The 24734-nt window shown below is 64.8% G+C and carries 23 protein-coding genes and 1 pseudogene; 13 read left to right on the forward strand and 11 right to left on the reverse strand.

All coding sequences use genetic code 11. The features are described from left to right. The first annotated feature begins 387 nt into the window (after positions 1-387). The gene (locus tag ABID58_RS10370) at positions 388-849 is read left to right on the forward strand and encodes a hypothetical protein (protein ID WP_354032565.1); all 462 of its coding nucleotides are present in this window, start codon (positions 388-390) and stop codon (positions 847-849) included. 24 nt (positions 850-873) lie between these two features. Here the strand turns inward: ABID58_RS10370 and ABID58_RS10375 are convergent, their stop codons facing one another. Both ABID58_RS10375 and ABID58_RS10380 read right to left on the reverse strand, forming a co-directional pair. Continuing rightward, complete coding sequence (locus tag ABID58_RS10375; protein WP_354032566.1) at positions 874-1188, reverse strand: hypothetical protein; 315 nt, start codon at positions 1186-1188, stop codon at positions 874-876. A 155-nt stretch (positions 1189-1343) separates the two neighbouring features. Further along, complete coding sequence (locus ABID58_RS10380) at positions 1344-2186, reverse strand: GNAT family N-acetyltransferase (RefSeq protein ID WP_354032567.1); 843 nt, start codon at positions 2184-2186, stop codon at positions 1344-1346. Between the two features lie 125 nt (positions 2187-2311). Between ABID58_RS10380 and ABID58_RS10385 the strand changes: the two genes are divergently transcribed. Continuing rightward, on the forward strand, positions 2312-3016 hold the full coding sequence (locus tag ABID58_RS10385) for an SDR family oxidoreductase (protein ID WP_354032568.1): 705 nt from the start codon (positions 2312-2314) through the stop codon (positions 3014-3016). A 285-nt stretch (positions 3017-3301) separates the two neighbouring features. Next, a complete protein-coding gene (locus ABID58_RS10390; RefSeq protein ID WP_354032569.1) occupies positions 3302-4117 on the forward strand; it encodes an outer membrane protein in 816 nt (271 codons plus the stop codon). A gap of 62 nt (positions 4118-4179) precedes the next feature. On the opposite strand, the gene ABID58_RS10395 is transcribed toward ABID58_RS10390, so the two are convergent. Further along, on the reverse strand, positions 4180-5256 hold the full coding sequence (locus ABID58_RS10395; RefSeq protein ID WP_354032570.1) for a serine hydrolase: 1077 nt from the start codon (positions 5254-5256) through the stop codon (positions 4180-4182). 283 nt (positions 5257-5539) lie between these two features. On the opposite strand from ABID58_RS10395, the gene ABID58_RS10400 reads away from it, so the two are divergent. From ABID58_RS10400 to ABID58_RS10410, 3 genes are all read left to right on the forward strand, one after another. After that, positions 5540-5944, forward strand: coding sequence for an ArsR/SmtB family transcription factor (locus tag ABID58_RS10400; RefSeq protein ID WP_354032571.1), 405 nt, complete (start codon positions 5540-5542; stop codon positions 5942-5944). 2 nt (positions 5945-5946) lie between these two features. Next, complete coding sequence (locus tag ABID58_RS10405; RefSeq protein ID WP_354032572.1) at positions 5947-6438, forward strand: SRPBCC family protein; 492 nt, start codon at positions 5947-5949, stop codon at positions 6436-6438. A 193-nt stretch (positions 6439-6631) separates the two neighbouring features. Continuing rightward, on the forward strand, positions 6632-7474 hold the full coding sequence (locus ABID58_RS10410) for a hypothetical protein (RefSeq protein WP_354032573.1): 843 nt from the start codon (positions 6632-6634) through the stop codon (positions 7472-7474). A 4-nt stretch (positions 7475-7478) separates the two neighbouring features. On the opposite strand, the gene ABID58_RS10415 is transcribed toward ABID58_RS10410, so the two are convergent. Beyond that, entirely contained in the window at positions 7479-8132 is a 654-nt protein-coding gene (locus tag ABID58_RS10415) for a response regulator (protein WP_354032574.1), read from the reverse strand. Beyond that, on the reverse strand, positions 8129-9514 hold the full coding sequence (locus ABID58_RS10420; protein WP_148750410.1) for a sensor histidine kinase: 1386 nt from the start codon (positions 9512-9514) through the stop codon (positions 8129-8131). Before ABID58_RS10420 ends, ABID58_RS10415 begins: the two co-directional genes overlap by 4 nt. Before the next feature lie 188 nt (positions 9515-9702). Here ABID58_RS10420 and ABID58_RS10425 point away from each other — a divergent pair. After that, positions 9703-10137 (forward strand): annotated as a pseudogene (locus tag ABID58_RS10425) (DUF2380 domain-containing protein); the annotation flags it as partial. 15 nt (positions 10138-10152) lie between these two features. Here ABID58_RS10425 and ABID58_RS10430 read toward each other — a convergent pair. Genes ABID58_RS10430 through ABID58_RS10440 form a run of 3 tightly spaced genes read right to left on the reverse strand, consistent with a single transcriptional unit; the run spans position 10153 to position 13190 of the window. Then, positions 10153-11184 carry an L-idonate 5-dehydrogenase gene (locus ABID58_RS10430; protein WP_354032575.1) on the reverse strand — a complete coding sequence of 344 codons (1032 nt, stop codon included), beginning with the start codon at positions 11182-11184 and terminating at the stop codon, positions 10153-10155. A gap of 25 nt (positions 11185-11209) precedes the next feature. After that, positions 11210-11977 carry an SDR family oxidoreductase gene (locus tag ABID58_RS10435; protein WP_354032576.1) on the reverse strand — a complete coding sequence of 256 codons (768 nt, stop codon included), beginning with the start codon at positions 11975-11977 and terminating at the stop codon, positions 11210-11212. A gap of 13 nt (positions 11978-11990) precedes the next feature. Beyond that, positions 11991-13190 (reverse strand): mandelate racemase/muconate lactonizing enzyme family protein, encoded by a 1200-nt coding sequence (locus tag ABID58_RS10440; RefSeq protein WP_354032577.1) that lies wholly within the window; start codon positions 13188-13190, stop codon positions 11991-11993. 179 nt (positions 13191-13369) lie between these two features. On the opposite strand from ABID58_RS10440, the gene ABID58_RS10445 reads away from it, so the two are divergent. Then, on the forward strand, positions 13370-14134 hold the full coding sequence (locus ABID58_RS10445; protein ID WP_148750414.1) for a GntR family transcriptional regulator: 765 nt from the start codon (positions 13370-13372) through the stop codon (positions 14132-14134). A 58-nt stretch (positions 14135-14192) separates the two neighbouring features. Next, positions 14193-15557 carry an MFS transporter gene (locus tag ABID58_RS10450; RefSeq protein WP_148750415.1) on the forward strand — a complete coding sequence of 455 codons (1365 nt, stop codon included), beginning with the start codon at positions 14193-14195 and terminating at the stop codon, positions 15555-15557. A gap of 9 nt (positions 15558-15566) precedes the next feature. Here ABID58_RS10450 and ABID58_RS10455 read toward each other — a convergent pair whose 3' ends face one another. From ABID58_RS10455 to ABID58_RS10465, 3 genes are all read right to left on the reverse strand, one after another. Continuing rightward, positions 15567-16817, reverse strand: a complete 1251-nt coding sequence (locus tag ABID58_RS10455) for an arsenic transporter (protein WP_354032797.1) — start codon at positions 16815-16817, stop codon at positions 15567-15569. A gap of 50 nt (positions 16818-16867) precedes the next feature. After that, on the reverse strand, positions 16868-17308 hold the full coding sequence (locus ABID58_RS10460) for an EamA family transporter (RefSeq protein WP_148750416.1): 441 nt from the start codon (positions 17306-17308) through the stop codon (positions 16868-16870). Between the two features lie 151 nt (positions 17309-17459). Further along, positions 17460-19937 (reverse strand): PAS domain-containing hybrid sensor histidine kinase/response regulator, encoded by a 2478-nt coding sequence (locus ABID58_RS10465; RefSeq protein ID WP_354032578.1) that lies wholly within the window; start codon positions 19935-19937, stop codon positions 17460-17462. Positions 19938-20139: 202 nt separating this feature from the next. On the opposite strand from ABID58_RS10465, the gene ABID58_RS10470 reads away from it, so the two are divergent. From ABID58_RS10470 to ABID58_RS10485, 4 genes are all read left to right on the forward strand, one after another. Next, positions 20140-21222 (forward strand): zinc-binding metallopeptidase family protein, encoded by a 1083-nt coding sequence (locus ABID58_RS10470; RefSeq protein ID WP_354032579.1) that lies wholly within the window; start codon positions 20140-20142, stop codon positions 21220-21222. 174 nt (positions 21223-21396) lie between these two features. Continuing rightward, the gene (locus tag ABID58_RS10475) at positions 21397-23412 is read left to right on the forward strand and encodes an acetyl-CoA carboxylase biotin carboxylase subunit (RefSeq protein WP_354032580.1); all 2016 of its coding nucleotides are present in this window, start codon (positions 21397-21399) and stop codon (positions 23410-23412) included. A gap of 159 nt (positions 23413-23571) precedes the next feature. Then, positions 23572-24438, forward strand: coding sequence for an isocitrate lyase/PEP mutase family protein (locus ABID58_RS10480; protein ID WP_354032581.1), 867 nt, complete (start codon positions 23572-23574; stop codon positions 24436-24438). Then, complete coding sequence (locus ABID58_RS10485; RefSeq protein ID WP_354032582.1) at positions 24435-24734, forward strand: acylphosphatase; 300 nt, start codon at positions 24435-24437, stop codon at positions 24732-24734. Before ABID58_RS10480 ends, ABID58_RS10485 begins: the two co-directional genes overlap by 4 nt.

The raw sequence follows: 24734 nt of genomic DNA on the forward strand, positions 1-24734 counted from the left end.
CCAAAAGACATCGCAGGCCCTCCGTCCCAGACAGGTCGAAAGGCCTTGAATCACATCCATAAACTCCGGGGAATCACTTTCGGGCATCCCATAGCCTTCCTTGGGCCGGAGTGGGACCACACATACGCCGTTTCCGAATTTCGGTAAAGTGGAATATTTGTGCCGATACGGATTGACCGAGGGCTTGGGTGTTTTGCCCGTCGGGCAACGCAAGTGTTGGGCCTCCGGGCTACGGTCGCCGACTTCCGGGCGTTCGGTCGCACCCGGTTCCCTGTTAATCCCGTGCCTTAACCAACAATTAATTATACGTTTGCGGGTGGGCAACAGCCCGGCCTAGCGTGCGGTGGGGAGCCGTTATCCGCGAAGCCAAACGAGTTGGTGCGTATCATGATGTCCAGATCAAATGGGGCGTTGTTCGCCTCGCTCAGCGCAGCCGCGCTGCTCCTTTCCCCCAGCGACAGTTTTGCACGACCGGGCGGTGCCGCCCCGCATGGCATGGTGAGCGCTGCCGCACCGCCGGTTGCGGCACGTCCGCCGATCGCGCCGGGGGCGCGGTTCCGCGGCCGCAACAATGCTCGCAACAATCCCTGGGTTTATTGGCCGGGCGGCGGCGGGTTCTTCTACGACGGTGCGGCGTACAGCGAACCTTTCGCCGATGCCGGCCAGCCTGTCACCAACGACGTTCGCTATACCTACACCTACGACGTTCCCTGGGACTGGGCGCATCGCTTCCCGCCGAACGTCGTGCCGTCCGATCGGCCCTATGTGCCGAGCTGCCCGACGGAATCCGTGACGGTGCCCGGCCGCGGCGGCGGCGAGCACACCGTCAACATCATGCGCTGCTACTGAGCGGCGCAACTCATTCCGGATGCACTACAAGATTCCGGCCGCGGCTGCCCGGTCGCGGTCGCATTGTTTCTGCCTGACGTTTGCGAGCTCGCGGCTGCAGGCCGCAAAAGAGGTCGTCCCCGGGCGCAGCCCGAACTGACCGCAGACATCCCGATCCTCAGCGGCAATGATGCGCACGAGCTCTGCCTCGGCAGCCTCGCGCAGCGTGGGAGCCGAGACGAGCACGTGGACGGCGAAGGCCGCCACGACGGCGAGCAGCAGCGCAGCTGCGATTCCAAGACGCGGCAGGTCGTCGGCCGTATGCTGGGAAGTGCGAGCCTTGCGTCTGGTTTCGGTCATGAAATCCTCGCGAATGAAAAATCGATAATCAGAAAAATAACGATCGAGCCGTCCGGCAAAATCGGCGGATCGGACACGAATACACGCCGCGCCGCAGCGGAGACGTGAAACAGATTACATATTCAGGCCGGCATGAGCCAAATTCAGAGGCGATACTAGCCGAGCTCAAAACTGGTTATGCCGAACACGCGGTCGAGCCGCAGTGACGGAACTGGTCCAGTGTACATTCGCGCCGTTTCGAATGTCGGCTTCAGGCCAAGGGATTCCGCAAGCGCAATACCTTCGCGGTTCACCGCGGGGATGTCGAGCACAATCTCGCTGCTTCCGGGACAGGCCAGCAAAGCCTGCAGGACAGCGTCTGCCGCGGCGCGGTCATCGGCTACCAGCGGGCCGATCTTGCAGCCGGTCCGGCAGGGCCGGATGACGCCCCACGCGGCGAGCTTGTTATCACGCATCAACGCGCGTCCGACGTGTCCAGGCGTGTTGATCCAGGCGCGCAGGAAAGCGCTTCGCTGCGCCGGGAAGACCGTTGCATCGTCGGCGTCCACAAGCGCGAATGGGATTGTATCGAGCGCAACGACGCCCGCCGGCGGCTTCGGCGGAGCCGCGACGCTGCCGCCATAGCGGATATTGGCGTAAGCGAGCTGAAAGCCGGATTTCTTGTAATTGTCCTGCTGTGCGACGACGCCGTCGAGCCCGATCACACGTGAGCCCGCATGCGCGATCGCAGCATTCCAGATGCGCAGGCCGTGGCCTCTGCCGCGAAATCCTGCCCGCACGATGTAGAAGCCGAGGAAGGCGAAACGGTCGTCGTAATTGACGCAGGAGACAGTCGCGACGGGTTCGCCGTCGATCTCGCCGACGAAGAAGCCTTTCGCGTCGGGGATTGCGAAGCAGGCAGCGTCGCGCAATCCCGGATTCCAGCCCTCGGCCGCGGCCCACTCGATCGCGATGGAGATCTCCTCACGGCCCAAATGGCGGATCTGCAAATCGCTCATGTCGCGAGGCCTCGTGGCGATGGACTTGTTAGCAAGTCTGGTTTGCGGGCAACTCTGGCTGTAGAAGGCCTGATGACAGGCTGAGCCTTCGGTTCGCCTCAACGCTATCACAGGGATGATCGGTCATGGCAGCAGAGAAGGTCGCACTCGTCACCGCGGGCGGCAGCGGCATGGGGGCAGGGGCGGCGCGGCGGCTCGCAGCCGATGGCTTTCGTGTGGCGATCCTGTCGTCCTCCGGCAAGGGTGAGGCGCTCGCGGCCGAGCTCGGCGGGTTCGGTGTGACCGGCTCGAACAAGTCCAATGACGATCTGAAGCGCCTCGTCGACGGCGCGCTGGCAAAGTGGGGACGCATCGACGTGCTCGTCAACAGCGCCGGCCACGGCCCGCGCGCGGCTATCACGGAGATTACCGACGAGCAGTGGCACCTTGGCCTCGACACGTATTTGCTCAACGTGATCCGTCCTAGCCGGCTGGTAACGCCGGTGATGCAGGCGCAGAAGGGCGGCGCCATCATCAACATCTCGACCGCCTGGGCGTTCGAGCCGAGCGCGATGTTCCCGACCTCGGCGGTGTTCCGCGCGGGCCTGGCCGCCTTCACCAAAATCTTCACTGATACCCATGCGGCCGACAACATCCGCATGAACAACGTGCTGCCGGGCTGGATCGACAGCCTGCCACAGCTAGATGCGCGCCGCGACAGCGTGCCGCTGAAGCGCTACGGCAAGGTTGAGGAGATCGCGGCGACGGTCTCGTTCCTCGCATCCGACGGCGCCGCCTATATCACCGGCCAGAACATCCGCGTCGACGGCGGGCTGACGCGCTCGGTCTGAGGCGCGCGCCCGGCGGGAGCAGATTCGGATATTCGCTCGCGCGCGCCTGTCCTGACGCGACGGGGGCCTGCATTTTGCGTCGCTGCAATGAGAAAATGCGTGGCGCTTCGGCCACACCCGTCGCACTTCGCGCGTGGCGGACCGCACCCTTCGTCACAGTCCATGCGAACTTCGCCGCAGCCCAAGACGCCGAGCGGTGTGCCGCCTATGCCTAGGTTGGGCCGGGTCCACTTGGCTGGCGCATTCGAGAACGCAGCTCCGATCGCGTGGGGCAAGGAGATTGCAATGAAGAAGTTTTTGCTGGCGGTCGCGTCGGTTGTTTTAGGCACCGTGTCTGCAATGGCGGCCGACCTCGCGCCGCAGTACACCAAGGCGCCGGCGATCGCGCCCAGCTACAACTGGAGCGGGTTCTATGTCGGCGCCAATGTCGGCGGACAATGGGGCAGCGCCGACCCGACCACATCGACCGTGTTTTCTCCGACCGGCTACTTCGCCGCCAGCAGCGTTCCGGCCATCGCCGCGGTCGGCGCCCAGAAATTCAACAGCTCCAGCGTGACCGGCGGTTTGACCGCCGGCTATAATTGGCAGGTCAACCAGGCCGTATTCGGCCTCGAAGGCGACATCAACTATTTCGGCTTCAAGGGGGGGGCGACCGGCTCGGCGGTCTATCCCTGCTGCGCGCCGTTCAGCTTCGCCGTCAGCTCCCAGGTCTCGGCCGACTGGCTTGCCACTATCCGTGGCCGTATCGGCTTCGTCGCGACGCCGAATTGGCTCATCTATGCGACGGGCGGCGCGGCGATCGCCGAGGTCAGGAGCAATTTCAAATTCACCGACATATTCTCGGTAACGGAATCGGCCGCGATCCGCGACACGCGCGTAGGATGGACTGCTGGCGTCGGCAGCGAACATGCCATTGGCGGTGGCTGGTCGCTCAAGGCGGAATATCTCTATGTTGATCTCGGGCGCAGCACGGCGACAAGCACTAATCTGACTGCGGGCGCGCTGCAGAACGTCTTCACCCACTCGGTCGATCTCAAGTCGAACATCGTGCGCGTCGGCGTGAACTACAAGTTCGGCGGACCGGTCGTCGCCAGATACTGAGCATTCCGTTCCTGTTCTCGCGTGGAAAGCCCTGGCTCGGCCGGGGCTTTCTGCTCCGAAGCTCAGCCGCCGTGCGAGCTCACCAGATGCGCCAGCGCGGGCAGGATCTTGTAGCGGGCGATCTCGTGCGGATATTCGCCGCGATTGGCGAGCAGCACAATGCCGATCCGGTGGGCCGGTACGAGGCCGATATAAGCTGACGCGTTGTTGAGGCCGCCCGGCTTGTCGACGACGGTGACGCCGGGAAGGTGCACGGTCTCCCAGGCCATGGATTGGCCGAACGTGGCTTGGGCGAACCTTTGGTCGACGCGGAAACGTTCGCGCTGTGTCATGCGCAGCGCTTCGCGCAGGTTCGGATCGATCGAACGGCCGTCGACGGCCGCCGCAACGAAGGCTGCAAGATCCCGCGCGGACGAGAACATCTGGCCGGTGCCGGGGAAGTCGAAATAGCTCTGCTGGTTGCCGATCGGGCCGATCGCTCCGCCCTGGTCGGAATAGCCCTGCACGACGCGCCGCATCGAGGCCGCGTCCATGATCGCGCGGTTGTCCGCTCCGCATTCGGGGATGGACGTGGCTTGCATGCCGAGCGGCGTGAGCACGCGGCTCTCGATCAGTCCAGCGATCGGTGTGTGATAGCAGCGCTCGAGCACGAGCTGGAGCAGGACGTAGCCGGCATGACTGTAGATGCGCTGCTTGCCGGGCGCGACGCCGGCGGGCGGTGTCCAGGCGTTGAGCATCGCGATGAATTGCGTCTGCGAGTAGGAATCATTCGGCCAGGGCGGGTGATCGGTCGGCAGCAGCAGTCCCGAGGTGTGCGTGGCGAGCTCGCCGACGGTGACGCGGCGGACATAGTCGCCGTCGAGCTCCGGCAGATATTTCGGCAGGGGATCGTCGAGCCGCAGCTCACCGCGGAGCGCGCCGAGGGCCACCAGCGTCGCCTCAAACGGTTTGCGCAAGGAGGCGAGGCTGAACAGCGTGTCCGGCGTGACCGGCCGCTTGGTGGCGCCGTCTGCGAAGCCGTAATTGAAGAATTCGATATGTTGGCCGGCGTATAGCGCGGCTGCGAGGCCGCCGGGGTGGTCCGGCGTTGCGGTCGGCGCGAGTTCCTCCGCAACGATGTCGCGCATCTGCGCGATCATGTCGGAGTCCGCCGATGCGCGACGCGGCCGGAGCGCGATCGCAACAGGAACGAGCGCGGCGCGTGCGAGGGTTCGCCGGGTGAATTGCGGTGAGATGACAACAGGCGGCACGTGATCCGATAATATGTGTGTGCGCCCCCCGGGGAATCTTCTAGCGGGGAGCGCCCGCTGTCCCAAGTCACAATTGCGCGCTCCGGGTTCCACATCCGCGGTCGGGCGAAATACTTAGCTTACGAGCTAACAATCATTGACGTCCGATCGCGGCAAGCTTATAGTTAGCTACATGGCTAACCAAATATCCCATCTCGACCAGGTTTTTGCGGCGCTCGCCGACCCCACGCGGCGGGCCATCGTGATGCGGCTGTGCGCCGGCGAGGCCTCCGTCGGCGAGCTCGCCGAGCCCTTCGAGATGGCGCTGCCGAGCTTCATGAAGCACATCCACGTCCTGGAGCTGAGCGGGCTCGTGCAGTCGGAGAAGTCCGGCCGCGTGCGCACCTGCCGCCTCAGTCCGGACGCGCTCCTCAGTGCGGAAGACTGGTTCCAGCACCAGCGCGCGATCTGGGAGGCGCGGCTCGACCGGTTCGAGGCTTACGTGATGAAGCTCAAGAAGGAGAGGGCGGCCGCCAGGCGGCCGCCCAAGACGACCGACAAGACCACCAACAAGACAAGCAAACGGAAAGGTGCCTGACGATGACGAGTTCTGCCAATGCTGCCCTGTCGCAATGGTCGATCGACCGCGAGATCGTGATGTCGCGCGTGATCGACGCGCCGCGCGACCTGGTGTTCGAGGCCTGGTCCGACCCAAAGCACCTGCCGCAATGGTTCGGGCCGAAGGGATTCAAGATCGAGACTTTCGAGATCGACGTGCGTGTCGGCGGCGTCTGGCGCTTCAACATGATCGGTCCCGACGGCACCGTCTATCCGAACCGCATGCGCTTCCGCCGCATCGAGCGGCCGTCCCTCATGGAGATGGACCACGGCGCCGACCAGGACGATGACCCCGGCATGTTCCGCTTCACCATCACCTTTGCCGAGCAGAGCAACGGCAAGACCGTGCTGATGATGCGGCAGCTGGCTGCAAGCACCGAGCAGCGCGACGGCATGATCGGTTTCGGCGCCGTCGAGTACGGCTACCAGACGCTGGACAAACTCGCGGCCTATGTCGGCGGGCTGAAGAAGTAAGCTCCCCGCGTTATCCCGGGGGCCTCAAGGAGCGCCCCGGGATCAACTCGGAAACGAGCGAGGCCGTCGCGAATATGACAGCGCGCAGACCAATTATGACAGCGCCGTCACGCAGATTTTTGTCGCGCCTTGCTGCTGATTTATGACAGAATTACTACCGTTGGATGTCATATTGACTACGGCGGAGCGATTCATGTTGCAGTGGCAGGCACGGTCAAATCCCCTCGCGTGGTGGTGGGGGTCCCTGACGCTGGTCAGCACTGCCAACATTCTCGTCTGGTTCATGCTGTACCGCGAGTTCTATCCGACCGTTGCCGGCAGTGTCGGCGGCGGTTCGGATGCTGGCCTGATGTTCCTGCTCTGCGCGGGCTATGTGTTCGGCTGCGCCTTCCGCTCGGTGCTGCCGCGCGCCGACGTGCAGCGCATCTGCCTGTTCGACACCTGGCTGTCGAGCGTGTTCGTCGGCCGCACGGTCGCGACCGTGGCCGAGGTCTGCTTCGCCGCGCAATGGGCGATCATCCTGCATCAGCTCGGTCACATGACCGGCGCAGAGACTGCGGTGAATATCGCGCTGGTGATCGTGCCGATCATCATCATCGCGGAATGTTTTTCCTGGTACGCGGTGGTGACCACCAACTTCCTCTTCAACGCAATCGAGAACTCGCTGTGGGCAGTGACCTTCTTCCTTGCCGGCATCGCGCTGTGCCGGCTGATGCCGGAATTCCAGGGCCCGGTGCGCTGGGCGCTGATTGCTGGCATCGTCGGCATCGCCTGCTTCCTTGCCTTCCTCGTCACCGTCGACGTTCCCATGTATCTCAGCCGCTGGCGGGCCGGGCATGCCGAAGGCGGCAGGTTCCTCGGCTTCCTCGAGGGCCTGCATGACGTCTCGACCAGATGGGTGGTGACCCACGACATCGCGCACTGGAAGGGCGAGCTGACCTGGATGTTCCTGTATTTCAGCGCCGCGGTGTGGTCGAGCCTTGCGCTCTGCGCGCTCTATGCCATGGAAGGCTATCTCACGCGCTATCTCGCCTGAGCGTTCACGCCTCGCCGAGATCGAGCTGCGTCAAGAGTCCCTGCCGTAGCGCCAGCCGGACCAGCTCGATGTCGGAGCCGACACCGAGCTTGTCCTTGATCAGCGAGTGCAGATTCGCCACCGTCTTCGGGCTGACGTGGAGCGTCTCGGCGATCTCCTCCGTGGTGTTTTCGGCGAGCAGCAGCCGCAGCACCTCGAACTCGCGCGGGGTAAGCACGTCGGCGGCCGAGCTCTCGCCGCTGATCCGGCTCAGCGCAAGCTCGTGGTCGATATCCGGGCTGATCGCGATCTTGCCGGCGAGCACGTCCATCACCGCACGCACCAGCGTCTCCGGCGGACTGGTCTTGGTGACGTAACCCCTCGCGCCGGCGCGGATCGCCTGCACGGCGAAGCCGGCATTCTCATGCATGGTGAAGACGAGGATCTTGGCGGCCTTGTCCCATTGCCTGATGCGCCTGACCGCCTCGACGCCGCCGATGCCGGGCATGCTGAGATCCATGATGACGAGGTCCGGCGTCTCGGATTTGAACAGGCGATAGGCCTCCGCGCCGTCGCCGGCCTCGGCGATGACGCGCAGGCCCGGCTGCTTCTCGAGCACGGAGCGATAGCCTTCGCGGACCACGGAATGGTCGTCGACCAGCAGAATGGTCGCGGTCATGCCGCGTGCTCCAGCGCTGGCGGATTGGCGGCTGCGAGCGGAATGACGACGCGCAGCGCCGAGCCACCGGCGGGGCCGGCCTCAAAACTCAGGCGGCCGCGCAGCGCCGCAACGCGCTCGCGCATGCCGAGCAGGCCCATGCCGGATTTCGCGGCGCGATCGGTCGAGCGTCCGTCATCGTCGATGGCGAGTGCGATCTCGCCGGCATGCATCGTCAATTCCATGCTGACCTTGGTGGCGCCGGCATGCTTGGCGGCATTGGTGAGCGCCTCCTGTACGATGCGGTAGAGGTTGGCGCTGATCGTGGCCGGCAGGGTCTCGAACGAGCCGTCGAAACGGATCGAAAAACGGGTCTCGCCGCGGCTGCGTCCATTCCAGCCGGCAACGAGACCTTCGAGGCTGGCGACGAGACCGAGCTCCTCGACGTCAGGCGGGCGCAGCCGGAACAGCGTGCCGCGCAGCGTCTCCATCATGCCGGTTGCGGTCCGCGCAATGCCGTCGCACTCGCCAAGCAAGGAGGGACACTCCTGCGCGGCAGTCTGGCGGGCGGAGGCGGCGAGCGCGCGGATGGCGGCGAGCGACTGGCCGAATTCGTCGTGCAGCTCGCGGGCGAGATGGCGGCGCTCCTCGTCCTGGAGCGCGATCAGTTTCCGCGTCAGCTCGGCGCGCTCGGCCAGCGCAGTGTCGAGGCTTTCGGCGAGATGATTGAAGACGTCGCGAACCGCGGACAGCTCGGCAAGATCGAACGGCGGCAACCGGGCGGTGAGGTCGTTGGCGGCGATCCGCTCGAGGCCGGCGCGGATCATGCGCGTCGGGCGCAGCGCGCGGGCAAGCGCCGCGTAGACCAGGACGCACAACAGCGGCAGCGCGATCGCAAGCGCCAGCATCAGGCGGCCGGCCTCGTGCCAGGCCTCCGCCGTCTGCACGGCCGGATCGACCGAGACCACGGCCTCGCCGAGCTTGGTTCCGCGCAGGATTACGGGCCGCGCGGCCTCGCGGCCGGGGTCGAACAGGCTGTGGTAGAACGCCGTGAAGATCTGCGGCGGCGGGTCCTCCGGGATCGGCGCGCCGCTACAGAAGCGCTGCAGCATCTCGCCGCCGACGCCACGGAAGGCCAGGCATAGGCCGGGCGTCATCACATAGGCTGAAACGGGATCGAGGTTGGGAAAGTCCGAGCGGGGGCTCGCCGCCCACAGGACCTTGCCCTGTTGCAGCTCCAGGGTCTTCGCCACGATAGCGGCAATGCCGTCGATGCGCGCGTGCGCGGCGCGGTCGGCCGTGATCAGGAAATAGGCGGAGATTGCGGCGAAGCAGGCGGCCGATATGGCGGCCACGCGCAAGGTCAGGCGGACCTTGAGATCGAATCTCGGACGGTTCCACATCGGCGGGGCACCTGGCGCGAACGGAATTGTCGCCTCCGCATTAAACGGCAGAACGGGAGCCGCGCAAAGCGGCACCCTTACTGCGGTGCAACGTCGTGAAATTTTCCCGGCGCTGGCCGGGATGGCCACGGCTGCACTGCGCGAAGCGTCCGCCTAGCCTGCGGTCTTTCCGTCACGTGAGGGCTGTCATGCGCCGAACCCTGTCGTTGCTGTCTTTCGTTGTTCTTCTCGGCGCCGGGCTGGATGGCCGGGCCGTAGCCGCTGAGACCACCGTCGCGCTCGACGATTTCAGCTATGCCGATACCTCGGCCGAACCGGCCGACCAGAGCGCCGCCCACGAGCGGCGGCTGCAGGCATTCATGGTCGCGCTCCGGCGGGATATCGCCGCCGACCCGCGCTACCGGCTTGCGCCGTCGATGCAGCAGGGGGCGGCGTTCAAGGTCATCGGCGGCATCCAGAAGACCAGCACGCTGGTGCAATGGGCCAAGGTCGCGGTGATCGACGTCGGCGCCAAAAAGGTCGTGATGGACAAGCTCTACACCTTCCGCGGCGACAATGATGAATCGTGGGAGCGTGCCGAGATCTTCGTCTCCCGCGAGGTCATGGCCGCGCTGGCGCAGCCCTGAGGCCGGCCGGCGCTAGAACGTCAGCTGCACCTTCATCGATTGCGCGCGGTCGCTGGCGAGCTCGAAGGCGGCGACCGCGTTCTCGAATGGCATGGTCGCCGTGATCAGCGGCTTCACGTCGATCAGGCCTTCGCCCATCAGCCGTACCGCCAGCTCGAATTCCGGATCGAAACGGAAGGTGCCGCGGAGCTGCAATTCCTTGGCGACGATGGAGTTGATCGGCAGCGTCATCTCACCGCCGAGGCCGAGTTGCACCAGCGTCGCGCCGGGACGGAGCACGTCGAGTGCGGTGCGCAGCGCGGCCTGATTGCCGGACGCTTCAAACAGCGTGTCGAACACGCCCTTGCCGACGCGCCAGGGATCGAGCGCTGTGGCACTGGTCGCGACGTTGATCGCATGCGTGGCGCCGAGCTTTTTTGCGACCGCGAGCGGCGCGTCGGCGACATCGGTCACGACGATCTCGGACGCGCCGCCGAAGCGCGAGACAAGAATCATCAGCGCGCCGATCGGGCCGCAGCCGGTGATCAGCACGCGCTTGCCGAGGAGGGCGCCGGCCTGCTTGCCGGCGTGGAGACACACCGCGAGCGGCTCGGCGACCGCGGCTTCCGCGAGCGACAGCTTGTCGGCGATCGGCACGGCCTGCGCCGCATCGACCGTGATGAACTCGCGAAAACCGCCCTGCACGTGAGGAAAGCGCATCGCGCTGCCGAGGAAGCGCATGTCGAGGCACTGGTTGCGCATGCCTTCCTGGCAATGCAGGCACTTGCCGCACGGCTTGCTCGGATTGACCGCAACGCGCGTCCCGGTCTTTACGCCGGTGACGCCGTCACCGATGGCCGCGACCACGCCCGCGATCTCGTGACCCAGCGCCATCGGCTGCTGGATCCGGACGACGCCGAAGCCGCCATGATGGTAGTAATGCAGATCGGAGCCGCAGATGCCGCCATTGGCGATCTTGACGCGGACCTCGCCCGGGCCGGGTGCGGGATCGGGATAGCTGTCGATCCGCAAATCCTTCGGGGCGTGAATGACGACGGCGCGCATGGTCTCGTTCCCTCAGGTTTCGCGATTACATCGCGGCGATCATGCCGCCATCGACATAGATGATCTGGCCGTTGACGTAAGTGGAGGCATCCGACGCGAGGAAGATCGCGGCGCCGACCAGCTCGTCAGGCTTGCCCCAGCGCTTTGAGGGGACGCGGCCCATCAGCCAGTTGTTGAAATCGGTGTTGTTGACCAGCGCCTCGTTCATGTCCGTGAGCATGTAGCCGGGGCCGATCGCATTGGCCTGGATGCCGTGCTGGGCCCATTCCACCGCCATCGAGCGCGTCAGGTTCTTGATGCCGCCCTTGGCCGCGGTGTAAGGCGCAATGGTCGGACGCGCCAGCTCGCTGCCAAGCGAGCCGATGTTGATGATCTTGCCGCGCTTGCGCGGGATCATGCGCTTGGCGGCTTCCCGGCCGATCACGAAAGCGCTGGTGAGGTTGGTCTCGATCACCTTGCGCCATTCGTCGGTGGTGAATTCCACCAGCGGCTTGCGGTGCTGGATGCCGGCATTGTTGACGACGATGTCGACCTCGAGCCCTTCGCGGTCGAAGCGGTCGAAGGCCCCGACGATCGCGGGCTCGTCGGTGACGTTGAACGCGGCGCCCTCGGCCTGATGTCCGGCGGCGCGAAACTCGGCGACGGCCTGCTCGACGCGCTTCGGGTCGACGCCATTGACAATGATCCTGGCACCAGCCTTGGCCATGCCTTCGGCAATGGCGCGGCCGAGGCCGCGGGAGGAGCCGGTCACAAGCGCGGTGCGGCCGGAAAGGTCGAAGAGTGCGGTGCTCATCCTAAAAAAATCCTCAAGCGTTGGAGCGACGCACGGTCAGATCGGCGCGATCGAACACGGCGGGCAGAAGGTCGACGCCGAGACCGGGACCTTCCATCGGATAGACATGGCCGTCCTTGATCGTGGGCATCGTGGTGACGAGCTCATTGTACCAGCCCCTGTAGAAGGCGCGCACGGATTCCTGAATCAGCGTGTTGGGCTGGCTGAACGACATGTGGATGGCGGCGATGAAACCGATCGGGCCGATGCAATCATGCGGCGCGAAGGGCCGGTGATAGGTCTCGGCCATCGCCGCGATCTTGCGGCCCTCGGTGAGGCCGCCGGTCCAGCACAGATCGGCCATCACCACATGCATGGCGTCGCGGTCGAGCATGTCCTTGTAGGGGAAGCGCGAGCCGAGGGTTTCGCTGGCGCAGACCCAGACGTCGGTCGAGCGCGCATATTCGGCGAGCGCCTGCGGCGAGTTCATCCGGATCGGGTCTTCGTACCAGGTCGGCTTGTAGGGCTCGAGCGCGCGGGCGATCTGCTTTGCGGTCGGCAAATTCCACAACGAATGGAGCTCGACCATGATCTCCATCTTGTCGCCCACCGCCTTGCGGATCTTCTCGAATGGCTCGATCGCCCGCTTCATCTGCGCCGCCGTGATGTAGAGGCCCTTGTTCTCCTGTGCCGCCGGATCGAACGGCCAGATCTTCATCGCGGAGATGCCGCTCTCCAGCAGGCTTTCGGCGAGCGCATCGGCATGGTGCATGAAGCCGTCGAGGTCCTCGTAGGGACCTTTGGAGGCGCCGAGATTCCAGTTCGCGACCGGGCTGATATTGGTTGAGCGGACATATTGCGTGCCGGCGCAGGTGTTGTAGATGCGCTGCTTGTCGCGGCAGAGGCCGCCGAGCATCTGGTGCACCGGCTGATTGCAGACCTTGCCGAACAGATCCCACAGCGCGATGTCGATCGCCGACGCTGCGCGATATTCGACGCCGGTCGAGGACTGCGCCATCGGCAGGTTCAGCATGTCGCGATGGATCGCCTCGATGTGGAGGGGATTACGGCCGAGCAGGCGGCCGGCAAAGGTGTCGTGGATCTGCGCTTCGACTGCACCCGCACCATAGAAAGTCTCGCCGAGACCGATCACGCCCGTGTCGGTGTGGACGCGCACCCAGATGACGTTGGAAAATTCCTCGGTGCGCAGCGTCTCGATCGAGGTGATCTTCACGGCAATTGTCCTCCCGTCACAGGCGCCTCGCACCGGTCGTGTTTTCATTTTGCGCTGCAGCACGTAGCGCATCCGCGAAAGTCTTACGCTTGCTTGTAATATATCACAACATGTTTTAAGGGTGCCACAAATAAGGCGCCACCCGGCAACGAGAGCGCGGGCTGACGGGAGAGGACGACATGGCACGGCGCAAGCGCTCGCTCGAGGTGGTGAGAAACGACGACGGCGAGGGCAAGCCCTCGCGGCGCAACCGGCTCAATTTCTTCGAGCTGGCCTATCAGAAGATCGAGGAGCTGCTCGTTCATTGCGAGCTCAAGCCCGGCCAGTTCATGACGATGCTGGAATTGCAGCAGATCACAGGGTTCGGCCGCACGCCGGTGCATCACGCCGTCAACCGTCTCTCCGCCGATACGCTCATCATCATCCGCCCGCGCCATGGCCTGCACATCGCGCCGATCGATCTCGCGCGCGAGCGCATGCTGCTGGCCTTGCGCCGGGACATGGAGCGCTTCGTCGTGCGTCTTGCGGCCGATCGCGCCAGCCTCTCGCACCGCAATCAGGCGCTGCACATCGAGCGTTTGCTGCGCGAGCGCCGCGCCACCCTGACCCTCGACGAGTTCAACAGTATCGATCGCCGCATCGATGCGCTGGTGCTGGAAGCCGCGGGCGAGCCGTTCCTGGTGCATACGCTGCGGCCGCTGCACACGCTGTATCGCCGCATCGGCTACATCCACCATCGCTTCATGCCGGGACAGACCGACCTGTCCGGCACGATCGATCGCCATCTTGCCATTCTCGCAGCCGTTGCCGGCCGCCGCGTCGAGGACGCGGTGAAGGCGAGCGATGCCCTGATCGACTACATGGACCTGATGTTCACCGGCATGGAGGCGGGGATCGATCCGCGCCTGCTCGATTGCAGCATCGAGCCGCTGCTTGGCGCTTAAGCTACTTGGCGCTTAAGAAGTACTTGGCGCGTAAAGAGTTTTGAAGAGAGGACCAAAGATGTCAACGATGGCCGTGCCACAACCGACCGCGAGCGAAGCCGCGGTCCGCTACCTCATCACCAATTACAGCCCCAAGGGCAACAAGGTCGGCTGGTTGATGATGGCCTCGATCCTGGTCGAGGCCTGGGATCTCTATTCGATCGCCTTCGTCCTGATCTTCATCAAGGAGCAGTACAATCCCGATCCGCTGATGCTGGGCCTTGCCGCAGCGGGCACGCAGGGCGGCGCACTCATCGGCGCGCTCCTTGGTGGCTGGCTCTCCGACAAGATCGGCCGCCGCGTGATGTTCCTGGTGACGATGGTGATGTTCATCGTGCTGGCACTGGCGCAGGCCTTCGTACCCAGCGTCGGCTGGCTCGTCGTGATCCGTTTCCTGCTCGGCATTCCGCTCGGCTCGGATATCTCGACCGGCTACACCTACATCATGGAATCCATGGCCAAGGGTGAGCGCGAGGTGATGGGCAATCGCTGGCAGTTCATGTTCGCCGTTGGCGAAGTGCTGACCATCGGCGTCATCGTGATCTTCCTGCTGTTCGACATCCACCACGAGACACTGTGGCGCGTGACGCTCGGCCTCGGTGCGGTGCCCGCTCTGATCATCCTGATCATGCGCCACGACGTGCCGGAGACGGCTGTGTGGCTGGTGCAGAAGGGACGTTATCGTGAGGCCAAGCAGGTCGCGCGCGAGATGTTCAACGACGATCTCGCCATGCTGCCCGATCAGGACGTGGTGATGCCGAAGGTTTCGACCCGAGACTTCATCGCCGACCTGAGGAAGGACCCGATCCGCTGGCGCGCCACGATCTACGGCTGGATCGCCTGCTTTGCGCAAGGCAGCGAGTTCTCGACCTTCGCGTTTTACCTGCCCGTGCTGTTCGTGATGGTCGGCGTATCGAGCGTGCTCGGCATCAATCTGGTGACGATGGCGCTGTTCTGCTTCGCCGCGCTGTCCGGCTGGGTCGGTCCGCTGCTAACGCCGAAGATTGGCCATCGCGGCATCTCGATCGCCGGTTTCGGCATCGTGCTGGTCTCGCTGCTGGTCGCGGCCTTTGCGCTCTACACCGACAACAAGATCCTGCTGCCGTTCGCGGCGGCCGCGATGTTGTGGGGCCATTATTGGGACGCGTCGAACTGCATGACCATTCCGACGATGGTCGCCAAGCCCAAGTATCGCGGCACCGCCAGCGGCTTCGCCTACATGTTCGTGAAGCTGCCGTCGTTCCTGGCGATCTTCCTGTTCCCTTCGCTGTTCGCCGCGATCGGGCAAGCCGGCGCCACGCTGTTCGTCGCAATCTTCCCGCTGATCGGATTGCTCGCCGCAATCTTCATCCTGCCGGAAGTTTACGGTTACGAGAACGACTGATCTCGCGAGCTACCTGATCGCGGCGGCCAAGGCCGCGATCAGGGCCGGCGGCGTTACCAGCATGCCGAGCTTGAGGAAGCGCCAGGCGCCGACCTCGATCTTCTCCCGCCGCAGCGCGACCAGCCAGAGGATGGTCGCGAGCGATCCCGTCACCGACAGATTGGGCCCGAGATCGACGCCGATCAGGATGGCGCTGACGACGGGCGCCGGCAGGTGATCGCTGGCCGCGACCGAGCCCGCGACGAGGCCGACCGGCAGATTGTTGGCGATGTTGGTGGCGATTGCCGTTGCAACGCCGACGCTCCAGGCGGCCTTCGGCACCGATTGCGCCACCGCTTCGTGCAGCAGTGCACTGAGCTGACCGATCACACCGGTCTTCACCAGCGCTTCCACCATCACAAAGAGCCCGCCGACCAGCGGCAGCACGCTCCAGGAAACCCCCTTCAGCACGGGGAGAGGCGACTGGCGGTTGATGAGCAGCACGGCGGCCGCCGTCGTACTCCCGCAGAGGAAAGTCGGCAGACCCAATTGCAGATCGAGTGCAGAGGCCCAGATCAACACGATGCCGATGGCGCCGATGCCGTAGGCGGTCAATCGGCCGCCGCGGCCGAGCTTCGGGCGAGGGACCTGCGTTTCAATCGTTTCGTCCTTGAGCTCGCGATGCAGCACAAGGCGCAGTGCGACATAGGTGAGACCGATCGAAGCAAGCGAGGGCAGGGCGAACTGGCGCAGCCACGCCCCAAGATTCGGCATGTGCTTGCCGAAGACCACGAGGTTGGCCGGATTGGAGATTGGCAGCACGAAGCTCGCGGCATTGGCGATGAAGGCGCAGACGAACAGATAAGGCAGGGGCTTGGCGCCGGCCGCGCGCGTCGCGGCGTAGACGGCCGGCGTCAGCACGATCGCGGTGGCGTCGTTCGAGAGCAGCACCGTGACGAATGTGCCGACGAGATAGATCAGCAGGAACAGCCGCTGCGGCGAGCCGCGCGCGTGTTCAACCGCGAACGCGGCCAGATAATCGAACAGGCCTTCAAGCCGGGCGAGCTCTGCGATCAGCATCATGCCGATCAGGAAGAGGTAGACGTCGACGCCCTTCTCGATGCCGGTGAGCGCATCCTGCCACGGCAGGAAGCCGAGCAGGACCAGGGCGCCGGCGCCGAGCACGGCCCAGATCGCTTCGGGCAGTCGAAAAGGGCGGATGATGACGCCCGCGGTCGCGACGACGATGATGCTCCAGGCCCAGATGGCGTCAGACGGCACGTTCGGCAATTGCAGTCTCCCGGTTGCGCCCGACTATCGTATCCGCAGGCTCAAAGCTTCACCGCCAGCAGCACCGCGCCTGCGCCGATCATGGCGATGCCGACCCAGCCTTGCGCGGTCGGACGCTCGCCGAGAAAGGCAAAGGCGAACAGGGCAACCAGTACGACGCTGAGCTTGTCGATCGGCGCCACCAGTGTTGCGGGCCCGAGTTTCAACGCGCGGAAGTAACACAGCCAGGACGCGCCGGTCGCAAGCCCAGACATCACCAGGAATAGCCATGTTTTCGACGAGACCGCCGAGGGCACGGCGAATTGGCCGGTGAAGAACAGCAGCACCGAGAAGGCCAGGAGCACCACGATGGTGCGGATGAAGGTGGCGAGGTCCGGATTGATGTTCTCGACGCCAACCTTGGCGAAGATCGCAGTCAGTGCGGCGAAGCAGGCAGAGAGCAGCGCCCAGGTCTGCCAGGCGGAGAAGAGGGTGGATTTCATATCATCAGGATCCGTTGGTGCATGACGGCGCCCTAGCGCCGCCATTGCGAGCGAAGCGAAACAATCCAGAATCTTTCCGCGGAGGGACTCTGGATTGCTTCGCTGCGCTCGCAATGACGGAATGTGGGGCAACTTTCCACGGCCAAAACTCTCACCGCGCCACCGACAGCTTCTCCGTGATCGCCTTGCGCAAGATGCGCGACAGCGACTCCACCGAATATGGCTTCTGGATCAATTCAAATCCGCGATGGGCGTTTTCGGCGAGCACGTTGCTGTAGCCGCTGGTCAGCACGACGGGCAGGCCCGGATAGCGCTCGCGGATGATGCCGGCGAGCTCGACGCCGTTCATGCCGGGCATGATGACGTCGGAGAACACCAGATCGACCGCGAACTCGTTCTCACCGAGGATAACGAGCGCGGCATTGGCGTTGGCGACGCGGCGGGTGACGTAGCCGAGGTCTTCCAAGAGTTCGGTCGAGAACTGGCCGACATCGTCATTGTCCTCTACCACGAGCACGCGGTAGCCGCGCCCGGTGGTCGCGCTCTCGCTGGTGAGCGATGCGGATTCCTTCCCGGCGGCCGGGCTCTCCGCCTGTGGCAGGTAGATCGTGAAGGTCGCGCCCTTACCAGGCGTGCTCGTCACCGCGACGTCGCCCTCGGACTGCTTTGCGAAGCCGAACGCCTGGCTGAGGCCAAGGCCGGTGCCTTTGCCGACCTCCTTGGTGGTGAAGAACGGCTCGAAGATGGCGTCGATGTTTCCGGGCGCGATGCCGCTGCCGGTATCGGCCACCGAGATTGCGACGTAATCTCCTCCGCGCGCCGATTGCGTGCGCAGGCTCGGAATGCCCTGGACTTTGCGGACGGCGATGGTGAGGCGGCCTTCGCCGTCCATGGCGTCGCGGGCGTTGATGGCGAGGTTGATCAGCGCAGTCTCGAACTGCGCGATGTCGGCGACGGTAAAACAGTCGGCATCGTCGATCTCGACCGCGATCTCGATGCGGCCGCCGACCAGCGGCCGGACCAGCTGCGCCACGCCCTCGACCTGGCTGCCGACATTGAAGATCTGCGGTTTCAGCGGTTGCCGCCGCGCGAACGCCAGGAGCTGCGCGGTCAGTTTTGAAGCGCGCTCGACGGTCTCGGAGATCGCATCGACATAGCGGCGGCGGCGCTCCTCCGGCAGCTCGCGCCGGCGCAGGAAGTCGGTCGCAGAGCGGATGATGGTGAGGAGGTTGTTGAAGTCGTGCGCGACGCCGCCGGTGAGCTGGCCGATCGCCTCCATTTTTTGCGACTGCCGCAGCGCCTCCTCGCCGCGGCGGCGCTCGGTAATGTCGACGGCCTCTGGCACCGCGCCGGTGATGTTGCCGTGGCGGTCGAGCACCGGGCGCATGCCGAACTCGAAATCGCGCTCGCCGATGGGAAGGCGCAACCGCATCTCCATCCGCACCGCTTCGCCTTTCAGCACGGTATCGAAGGCCTCGCGCACGGCGGTGCTCATGCCCTCGGTCGCGCTGAACCAGGGCGTATCCCAGAACGGCTTTCCGATCACGTCCGACGAGTTCGCCGTGATGCCGTCGAGCGCGGTCTTGTTGGCGTAGAGCAATTCACCCCTAAGGTTGACCAGCCCCTGGTACTGGTTGCTGGTGCCCAAAATCGCGCGCAGCCGCGCCTCGTTGGATTCGAGCTCGGCGGTGCGCTCGACGATGCGCTCTTCCAAGGTCTCGTTGAGTTGCCGCAGCTCGATCTCGGCCCGCTTGGCGACGGTGATGTCGTGGGCAACGCCGATGAAGCCGATATGCTTGCCGGTTGGATCCCAGCGCGGCTGCGATTCCGAGCGCAGCCAGCGCCATTCGCCGGAGGCGTCCTTGTAGCGCGCCTCCAGCACGAACGGCTTGAGCGAAGCTTCGCCCTGAACCGATTGTTGCAAGACATGCGGCAGGTCGTCTGGATGCAGCACCTTGCGCCAGTCGAATGCGATCGCCTGGTCGTAGGGCAGGCCGACGAAATCGACATAGGCCTGGTTGGCGAAGGAGCGCGTGCGGTCGAGCTTTGTGACCCAGATCGGCACCGGCGCGCTGTCGGCGATCAGCCGAAAGCGCTCCTCGCTCTCGCGCAAGGTCTCGCGCACCAGCATCTGGTCGGTGGCGTCGATATGGGCGCCGACGAGGCGGATCGCGCGGCCGTCGCCGTCACGCTCGATCTTGGCGACGACGCGGATCCAGCGGGTTTCGCCATCGCTCGGGCGGATGATGCGGTATTCGGCGGTGTAGTCCTCACTGGTCCCGGACAGCGCCTCGAAGAAATGATTGACGGTCGCGTCGCGGTCATCGGGATGGATGCGGCTGACCCAGTCTTCATGGGTCTCGTCGACGGCCTCGGGCGGCAGCCCGTGGATCATCAGATATTCCGGCGAGCGGCGGTTCTTGAAGCCTTCGCGGAAGTCGACCTCGAGCCCGCCGACCTTGCCGATGCGCTGGATGCGCGCGAGCTCGGCCTCGCGCTCCTGGAGCGCGCGATAGGCTTCATCGCGCTCGCGCGCAATGTCTTCGAGGTGCTGGCGCAGCCTTTCGGCGGCAATGGTCTCGGGCAAAGGATCGTTCAAGGCGTCGGCCGTTGTGATGCGGGAGCGCACGTGCCGAGCCGATATTCACACAGACAAAGCGTGATAGCCATTGCTCAAAAGGGAATAGACAAGGAAACGCCCTCGCCGAACGGCATGTGGCGGGTATGAGCGAACGCGGGGTCTGGCTATTTGTTCCAAACATTGGAACGATGGGCCGTCGATAGGCCTGTCCGCGAGGCGCTACAACTCCCCTATCCGAAGAGGCTAAATCTTGAAGCTCTTTGTCTGCCAGGCCTGCGGCAACGTTCTCTATTTCGAGAACCGCGCCTGCGAACGTTGCGGCCACAAGGTCGCCTTTCTGCCGGAGAAGGAGACGATGTCGGCGATCGAGCCTGACGAGGAGGCTGGAGGCGGGACCTGGACCACGCTCGCCGACAGGGGCAAGGGGCGGATGCTGTGCCGCAATGCCGAGTATGATGCCTGCAACTGGCTGACGGATGTTAGCGATACCACCGGCTATTGCCGCGCCTGTCGCCATAACGGCATCGTGCCTGATCTCTCCGACCCCGCGCAGCTGGCGGGCTGGCGAGAGCTGGAGGTGGCGAAGCACCGGTTGTTCTATTCGCTGATCCGCTGGAAGCTGCCGCTTCAGACCCGGCAGGACAATCCCGAGCACGGGCTGATCTTCAATTTCCTCGCCGACGATCCCAACAGCGGCCAGAGAATCCTGACCGGCCATGACAACGGCCTGATCACGATCGCGCTGACTGAGACCGATGGCATCGAGCGCGAGCGGCGCAGGCTGGAGATGGGCGAGCCGTACCGGACGCTGCTCGGGCATTTCCGCCACGAGGTCGGGCACTATTTCTGGGATGTACTGGTGCGCGATGGCGGGAAACTGGAGGAATGCCGCTCCGTGTTCGGCGACGATTCCGCCGATTACGGTGAAGCCCTGCAGCGTCACTATGCCGAACGTGCGCCGCCGGACTGGCAGCAGAGTTACGTGTCGGCCTATGCGACGATGCACCCCTGGGAAGATTTTGCGGAGACCTGGGCGCATTACCTCCACATCGTCGACACCCTGGAGATGGCTAGCGAGTTCGGCATGGAGGTGCGCCCCAAGGTCGATCGCGACGGGGAGTTGTCGACGCGGATCCGGTTCAACCCTTACGAGGCGAAAGGCGTCGAGGCGATCGTCGACGCATGGCTGCCCTTCACCTTCGCCATGAACAGCGTGAACCGCGCCATGGGCCTGCGCGACCTCTATCCCTTCATCCTGTCATCGGCCGTGGTCGCCAAGCTGGGCTTCATCCACAGCCTGGTCCGGGACGTGGCCAAGGCCGGGAAGCCGTAAGTCATCCGAGGGCTTCGCGAGGCCCGTTCGGTCTTGCGCCGGTACGCCAGCGGGGCCGGATTTAGACCGTTGCCTCCCGCCAATTTTGATGTACCACGGGAGCCACACGGCCCGTCCTATAGGCCCCAAACGGCCAGGGAAGGGTCCCGCCCCAGGTCGAGACTCAAGAAAAGCATGTTCAAACGCATTCTGATCGCCAACCGCGGCGAAATCGCCTGCCGGGTCATCAAGACCGCGCGCAAGATGGGAATTCAGACGGTCGCGGTCTATTCCGAGGCCGACCGCGACGCTCTCCATGTCGAGATGGCCGATGAGGCCGTGCTGATCGGCCCGCCGGCCGCGGCCGAGAGCTATCTGGTGATTGAGAAGATCGTGGAGGCCTGCCGCAAGACCGGCGCCGAAGCCGTTCATCCCGGTTACGGCTTCCTGTCCGAGCGCGAGGCATTTCCGCGCGCGCTGGAAGCCGCCGGCATCGTCTTCATCGGCCCGAACCCGGGCGCGATCGCCGCGATGGGCGACAAGATCGAATCCAAGAAGGCGGCCGCGAAAGCCAAGGTTTCGACCGTGCCGGGCCATCTCGGCGTCATTGAGGACGGCAAGCACGCGGTCACGATCGCCGACGAGATCGGCTATCCCGTGATGATCAAGGCCTCCGCCGGCGGTGGCGGCAAGGGCATGCGCATCGCGCATTCGAAGGCCGAAGTCGCGGAAGGTTTCAATCTCGCCAAGGCCGAGGCCAAGGCTTCGTTCGGCGACGACCGCGTCTTCGTCGAAAAGTTTATCGTCGATCCCCGCCACATCGAGATCCAGGTGCTGGGCGACAAGCACGGCAACGTCATCCATCTTGGCGAGCGCGAATGCTCGATCCAGCGCCGCAACCAGAAGGTGATCGAGGAGGCGCCGTCGCCGCTGCTCGACGAAGCCACCCGCCGCAAGATGGGCGAGCAGGCGGTCGCGCTGGCCAAGGCCGTGAACTACGATTCCGCCGGCACTGTCGAGTTCGTCGCAGGGCAGGACAAGAGCTTCTACTTCCTCGAGATGAACACGCGTCTCCAGGTCGAGCATCCCGTCACCGAGCTCGTCACCGGCGTCGACCTCGTCGAGCAGATGATCCGTGTTGCCGCCGGCGAGAAGCTCGCGCTCGCGCAGAAGGACGTCACGCTCACCGGCTGGGCCGTGGAAACGCGCCTCTACGCCGAAGACCCGTTCCGCAACTTCCTGCCCTCGATCGGGCGGCTGGTGAAGTATCGCCCGCCGGCGGAAGTGAGCAAGGATGGCATCACCGTGCGCAACGACACCGGCGTGCAGGAGGGCGGCGAGATCTCGATCCATTACGATCCGATGATCGCAAAGCTCGTCACGCACGCGCCGTCACGCGCGGCCGCGATCGAGGCGCAGGCGACCGCGCTGGATTCGTTCTATGTCGAGGGTATCCGCCACAACATCCCGTTCCTGTCGGCGCTGATGCATCATCCGCGCTGGCGTGAGGGCAATCTGTCGACCGGCTTCATCGCCGAGGAATTCCCGAAGGGCTTTGCGGTGCGCGTGCCCGAAGGTGAGGTCGCGCGACGGATCGCCGCGGTCGGCGCCGCCATCGATCACGTGCTCGGCGAGCGCAAGCGGCAGATCTCCGGCCAGATGGGCGGCCGCATCGTGCAGCGCGAGCGCCGCCGCGCGGTCTGGCTCGACCGCCAGGAGATTTTGCTCGAGGTTGCCCGCGAGGGAGAGGCGATCGCGGTGCGGTTCGTCGACGCCGAGGGCAAGGCCGGCAATGCGCATCTGCTGCAGTCCGCATGGAAGCCGGGCGATCCGGTCTGGCAGGGCACCATCGATGGCCACGTCGTCGCGGTGCAGGCGCGCCCGATCGCCAACGGCATCCGCCTCGCGCATCAGGGCGTCGAGGTGCCGGTCTATGTCTGGACCGAAACGGAAGCCGCCTCGGCGAAGCTGATGCCGGTGACGACGGCCTCCGACACCGGCAAGAAGCTGCTCTGTCCGATGCCCGGGCTCGTCGTCTCGATCGCTGTGACCGAAGGCCAGGAGATCAAGGCCGGCGAGACGCTAGCCGTGGTCGAGGCCATGAAGATGCAGAACGTGCTTCGCGCCGAGCAGGACGGCACCGTGAAGAAGATCCACGCCAGCGCCGGCGCGACGCTCGCGGTGGACGCGCTGATCCTGGAGTTTGCGTAAAGGTGTGAGTTGGGACGGGTGATCGTCCCATAAGCACCCGTCATTGCGAGCGCAGCGAAGCAATCCAGACTGGTGCCTGCGGAAAGATTCTGGATTGCTTCGCTTCGCTCGCAATGACGGAGTATGATGCGGCCTCCGTAACTTGACCGAGACAGCACCATGGCCTTTCGTTCCCGCCGCGAAAAACTGCGATCGATCCTGTCGGGCGGGACCTGCATCCATCCCGGCTCAGTCTATGACGCGATCTCGATCCGCATTGCCGAGGATCTCGGCTTCCCGCTCGGCATGTTCGGCGGTTCGGTGGCCTCGCTCGCCGTGCTCGGCGATCCCGATGTCACCCTGATCACGCTCACCGAGTTGGCCGAGCAGATGCGGCGGATGTCGCGCGCCTCCGCGCTGCCGGTGCTGGTCGATGCCGATCACGGCTATGGCAATGCGCTCAACGTGCGCCGCACGGTGCAGGAGCTGGAGGCGGCGGGAGCGGCCGGTCTCACCATCGAGGACACGCTGCTGCCGGCCGCCTTTGGCGAGACGAAGGCGCAGCTGGTCTCGCTGGAGGAGGGCGTCGGCAAGATGAAGGCCGCGCTCGACGGTCGCAGCGATCCCACGCTGGTCATCATGGGCCGCACCGGTGCGGCCTCGATCAGCTCGATCGACGACGCGATCCGCCGCGCCAAGGCTTATGAAGCCACCGGCGTCGATGCACTGTTCTTCACTGGCATCAAGTCGCGCGCTGAGCTCGAGGCCGTTGTATCCGCAACGCGTCTGCCGATCGTGCTCGGTGGCGCGCCGGACGAATTGAACGCAATCGACTATCTCGCCAGCCGGCGCGTCCGCATCGCGCTTCAGGGCCACGCGCCGATCGCGGCAGCGACCCAAGCCGTCTACGAAGTCCAGAAGGCATTGCGCGAGGGCACGGCGCCGAAAGCGCTGAAGGGATTGCCATCAGCGGAGCTGACCCATCGCGTCATGCGCGAAGCCGAAGTGAAAGCGCGCAGCGCCGACCTTCTCGGACTGAAAAAATGAGCCGGGCGATCCTCCAGGTCATGATCCGCGGCCGCGTGCAAGGCGTCGGCTATCGGGCCTGGGTCGAGTCCCAGGCGGTGACCTGCGGGCTCGAAGGCTGGGTCCGCAACCGCCGCGACGGCAGCGTGGAAGCACTGTTCGCGGGTACGCCCATGCATGTCGCCGACATGGTCGCGCTGTGTCGTCACGGCCCGCCGTCCTCGCGCGTGGATAGCGTCACCAGCGAGACGGCGAGCGTGGATGGGCTGGATTTGCGCAGGGCAGGAGAAACGTTCTCGGTGCTGCCGACGGTTTAG

It is taken from the genome of Bradyrhizobium sp. S3.2.6, assembly GCF_040546885.1.
Lineage (GTDB): Bacteria > Pseudomonadota > Alphaproteobacteria > Rhizobiales > Xanthobacteraceae > Bradyrhizobium > Bradyrhizobium cytisi.

Bases quoted from the DNA above. Each gene is read 5' to 3' on its own strand.
- ABID58_RS10450 (WP_148750415.1), top strand. From the start codon at position 14,193: ATGTCAACGATGGCCGTGCCACAACCGACCGCGAGCGAAGCCGCGGTC.
- ABID58_RS10460 (WP_148750416.1), bottom strand. From the start codon at position 17,308: ATGAAATCCACCCTCTTCTCCGCCTGGCAGACCTGGGCGCTGCTCTCT.
- ABID58_RS10375 (WP_354032566.1), bottom strand. From the start codon at position 1,188: ATGACCGAAACCAGACGCAAGGCTCGCACTTCCCAGCATACGGCCGAC.
- ABID58_RS10370 (WP_354032565.1), top strand. From the start codon at position 388: ATGATGTCCAGATCAAATGGGGCGTTGTTCGCCTCGCTCAGCGCAGCC.
- ABID58_RS10435 (WP_354032576.1), bottom strand. From the start codon at position 11,977: ATGAGCACCGCACTCTTCGACCTTTCCGGCCGCACCGCGCTTGTGACC.
- ABID58_RS10430 (WP_354032575.1), bottom strand. From the start codon at position 11,184: ATGCGCGCCGTCGTCATTCACGCCCCGAAGGATTTGCGGATCGACAGC.
- ABID58_RS10400 (WP_354032571.1), top strand. From the start codon at position 5,540: ATGGCTAACCAAATATCCCATCTCGACCAGGTTTTTGCGGCGCTCGCC.
- ABID58_RS10385 (WP_354032568.1), top strand. From the start codon at position 2,312: ATGGCAGCAGAGAAGGTCGCACTCGTCACCGCGGGCGGCAGCGGCATG.
- ABID58_RS10395 (WP_354032570.1), bottom strand. From the start codon at position 5,256: ATGATCGCGCAGATGCGCGACATCGTTGCGGAGGAACTCGCGCCGACC.
- ABID58_RS10390 (WP_354032569.1), top strand. From the start codon at position 3,302: ATGAAGAAGTTTTTGCTGGCGGTCGCGTCGGTTGTTTTAGGCACCGTG.
- ABID58_RS10415 (WP_354032574.1), bottom strand. From the start codon at position 8,132: ATGACCGCGACCATTCTGCTGGTCGACGACCATTCCGTGGTCCGCGAA.
- ABID58_RS10420 (WP_148750410.1), bottom strand. From the start codon at position 9,514: ATGTGGAACCGTCCGAGATTCGATCTCAAGGTCCGCCTGACCTTGCGC.
- ABID58_RS10445 (WP_148750414.1), top strand. From the start codon at position 13,370: ATGGCACGGCGCAAGCGCTCGCTCGAGGTGGTGAGAAACGACGACGGC.
- ABID58_RS10380 (WP_354032567.1), bottom strand. From the start codon at position 2,186: ATGAGCGATTTGCAGATCCGCCATTTGGGCCGTGAGGAGATCTCCATC.
- ABID58_RS10480 (WP_354032581.1), top strand. From the start codon at position 23,572: ATGGCCTTTCGTTCCCGCCGCGAAAAACTGCGATCGATCCTGTCGGGC.
- ABID58_RS10405 (WP_354032572.1), top strand. From the start codon at position 5,947: ATGACGAGTTCTGCCAATGCTGCCCTGTCGCAATGGTCGATCGACCGC.
- ABID58_RS10475 (WP_354032580.1), top strand. From the start codon at position 21,397: ATGTTCAAACGCATTCTGATCGCCAACCGCGGCGAAATCGCCTGCCGG.
- ABID58_RS10485 (WP_354032582.1), top strand. From the start codon at position 24,435: ATGAGCCGGGCGATCCTCCAGGTCATGATCCGCGGCCGCGTGCAAGGC.
- ABID58_RS10410 (WP_354032573.1), top strand. From the start codon at position 6,632: ATGTTGCAGTGGCAGGCACGGTCAAATCCCCTCGCGTGGTGGTGGGGG.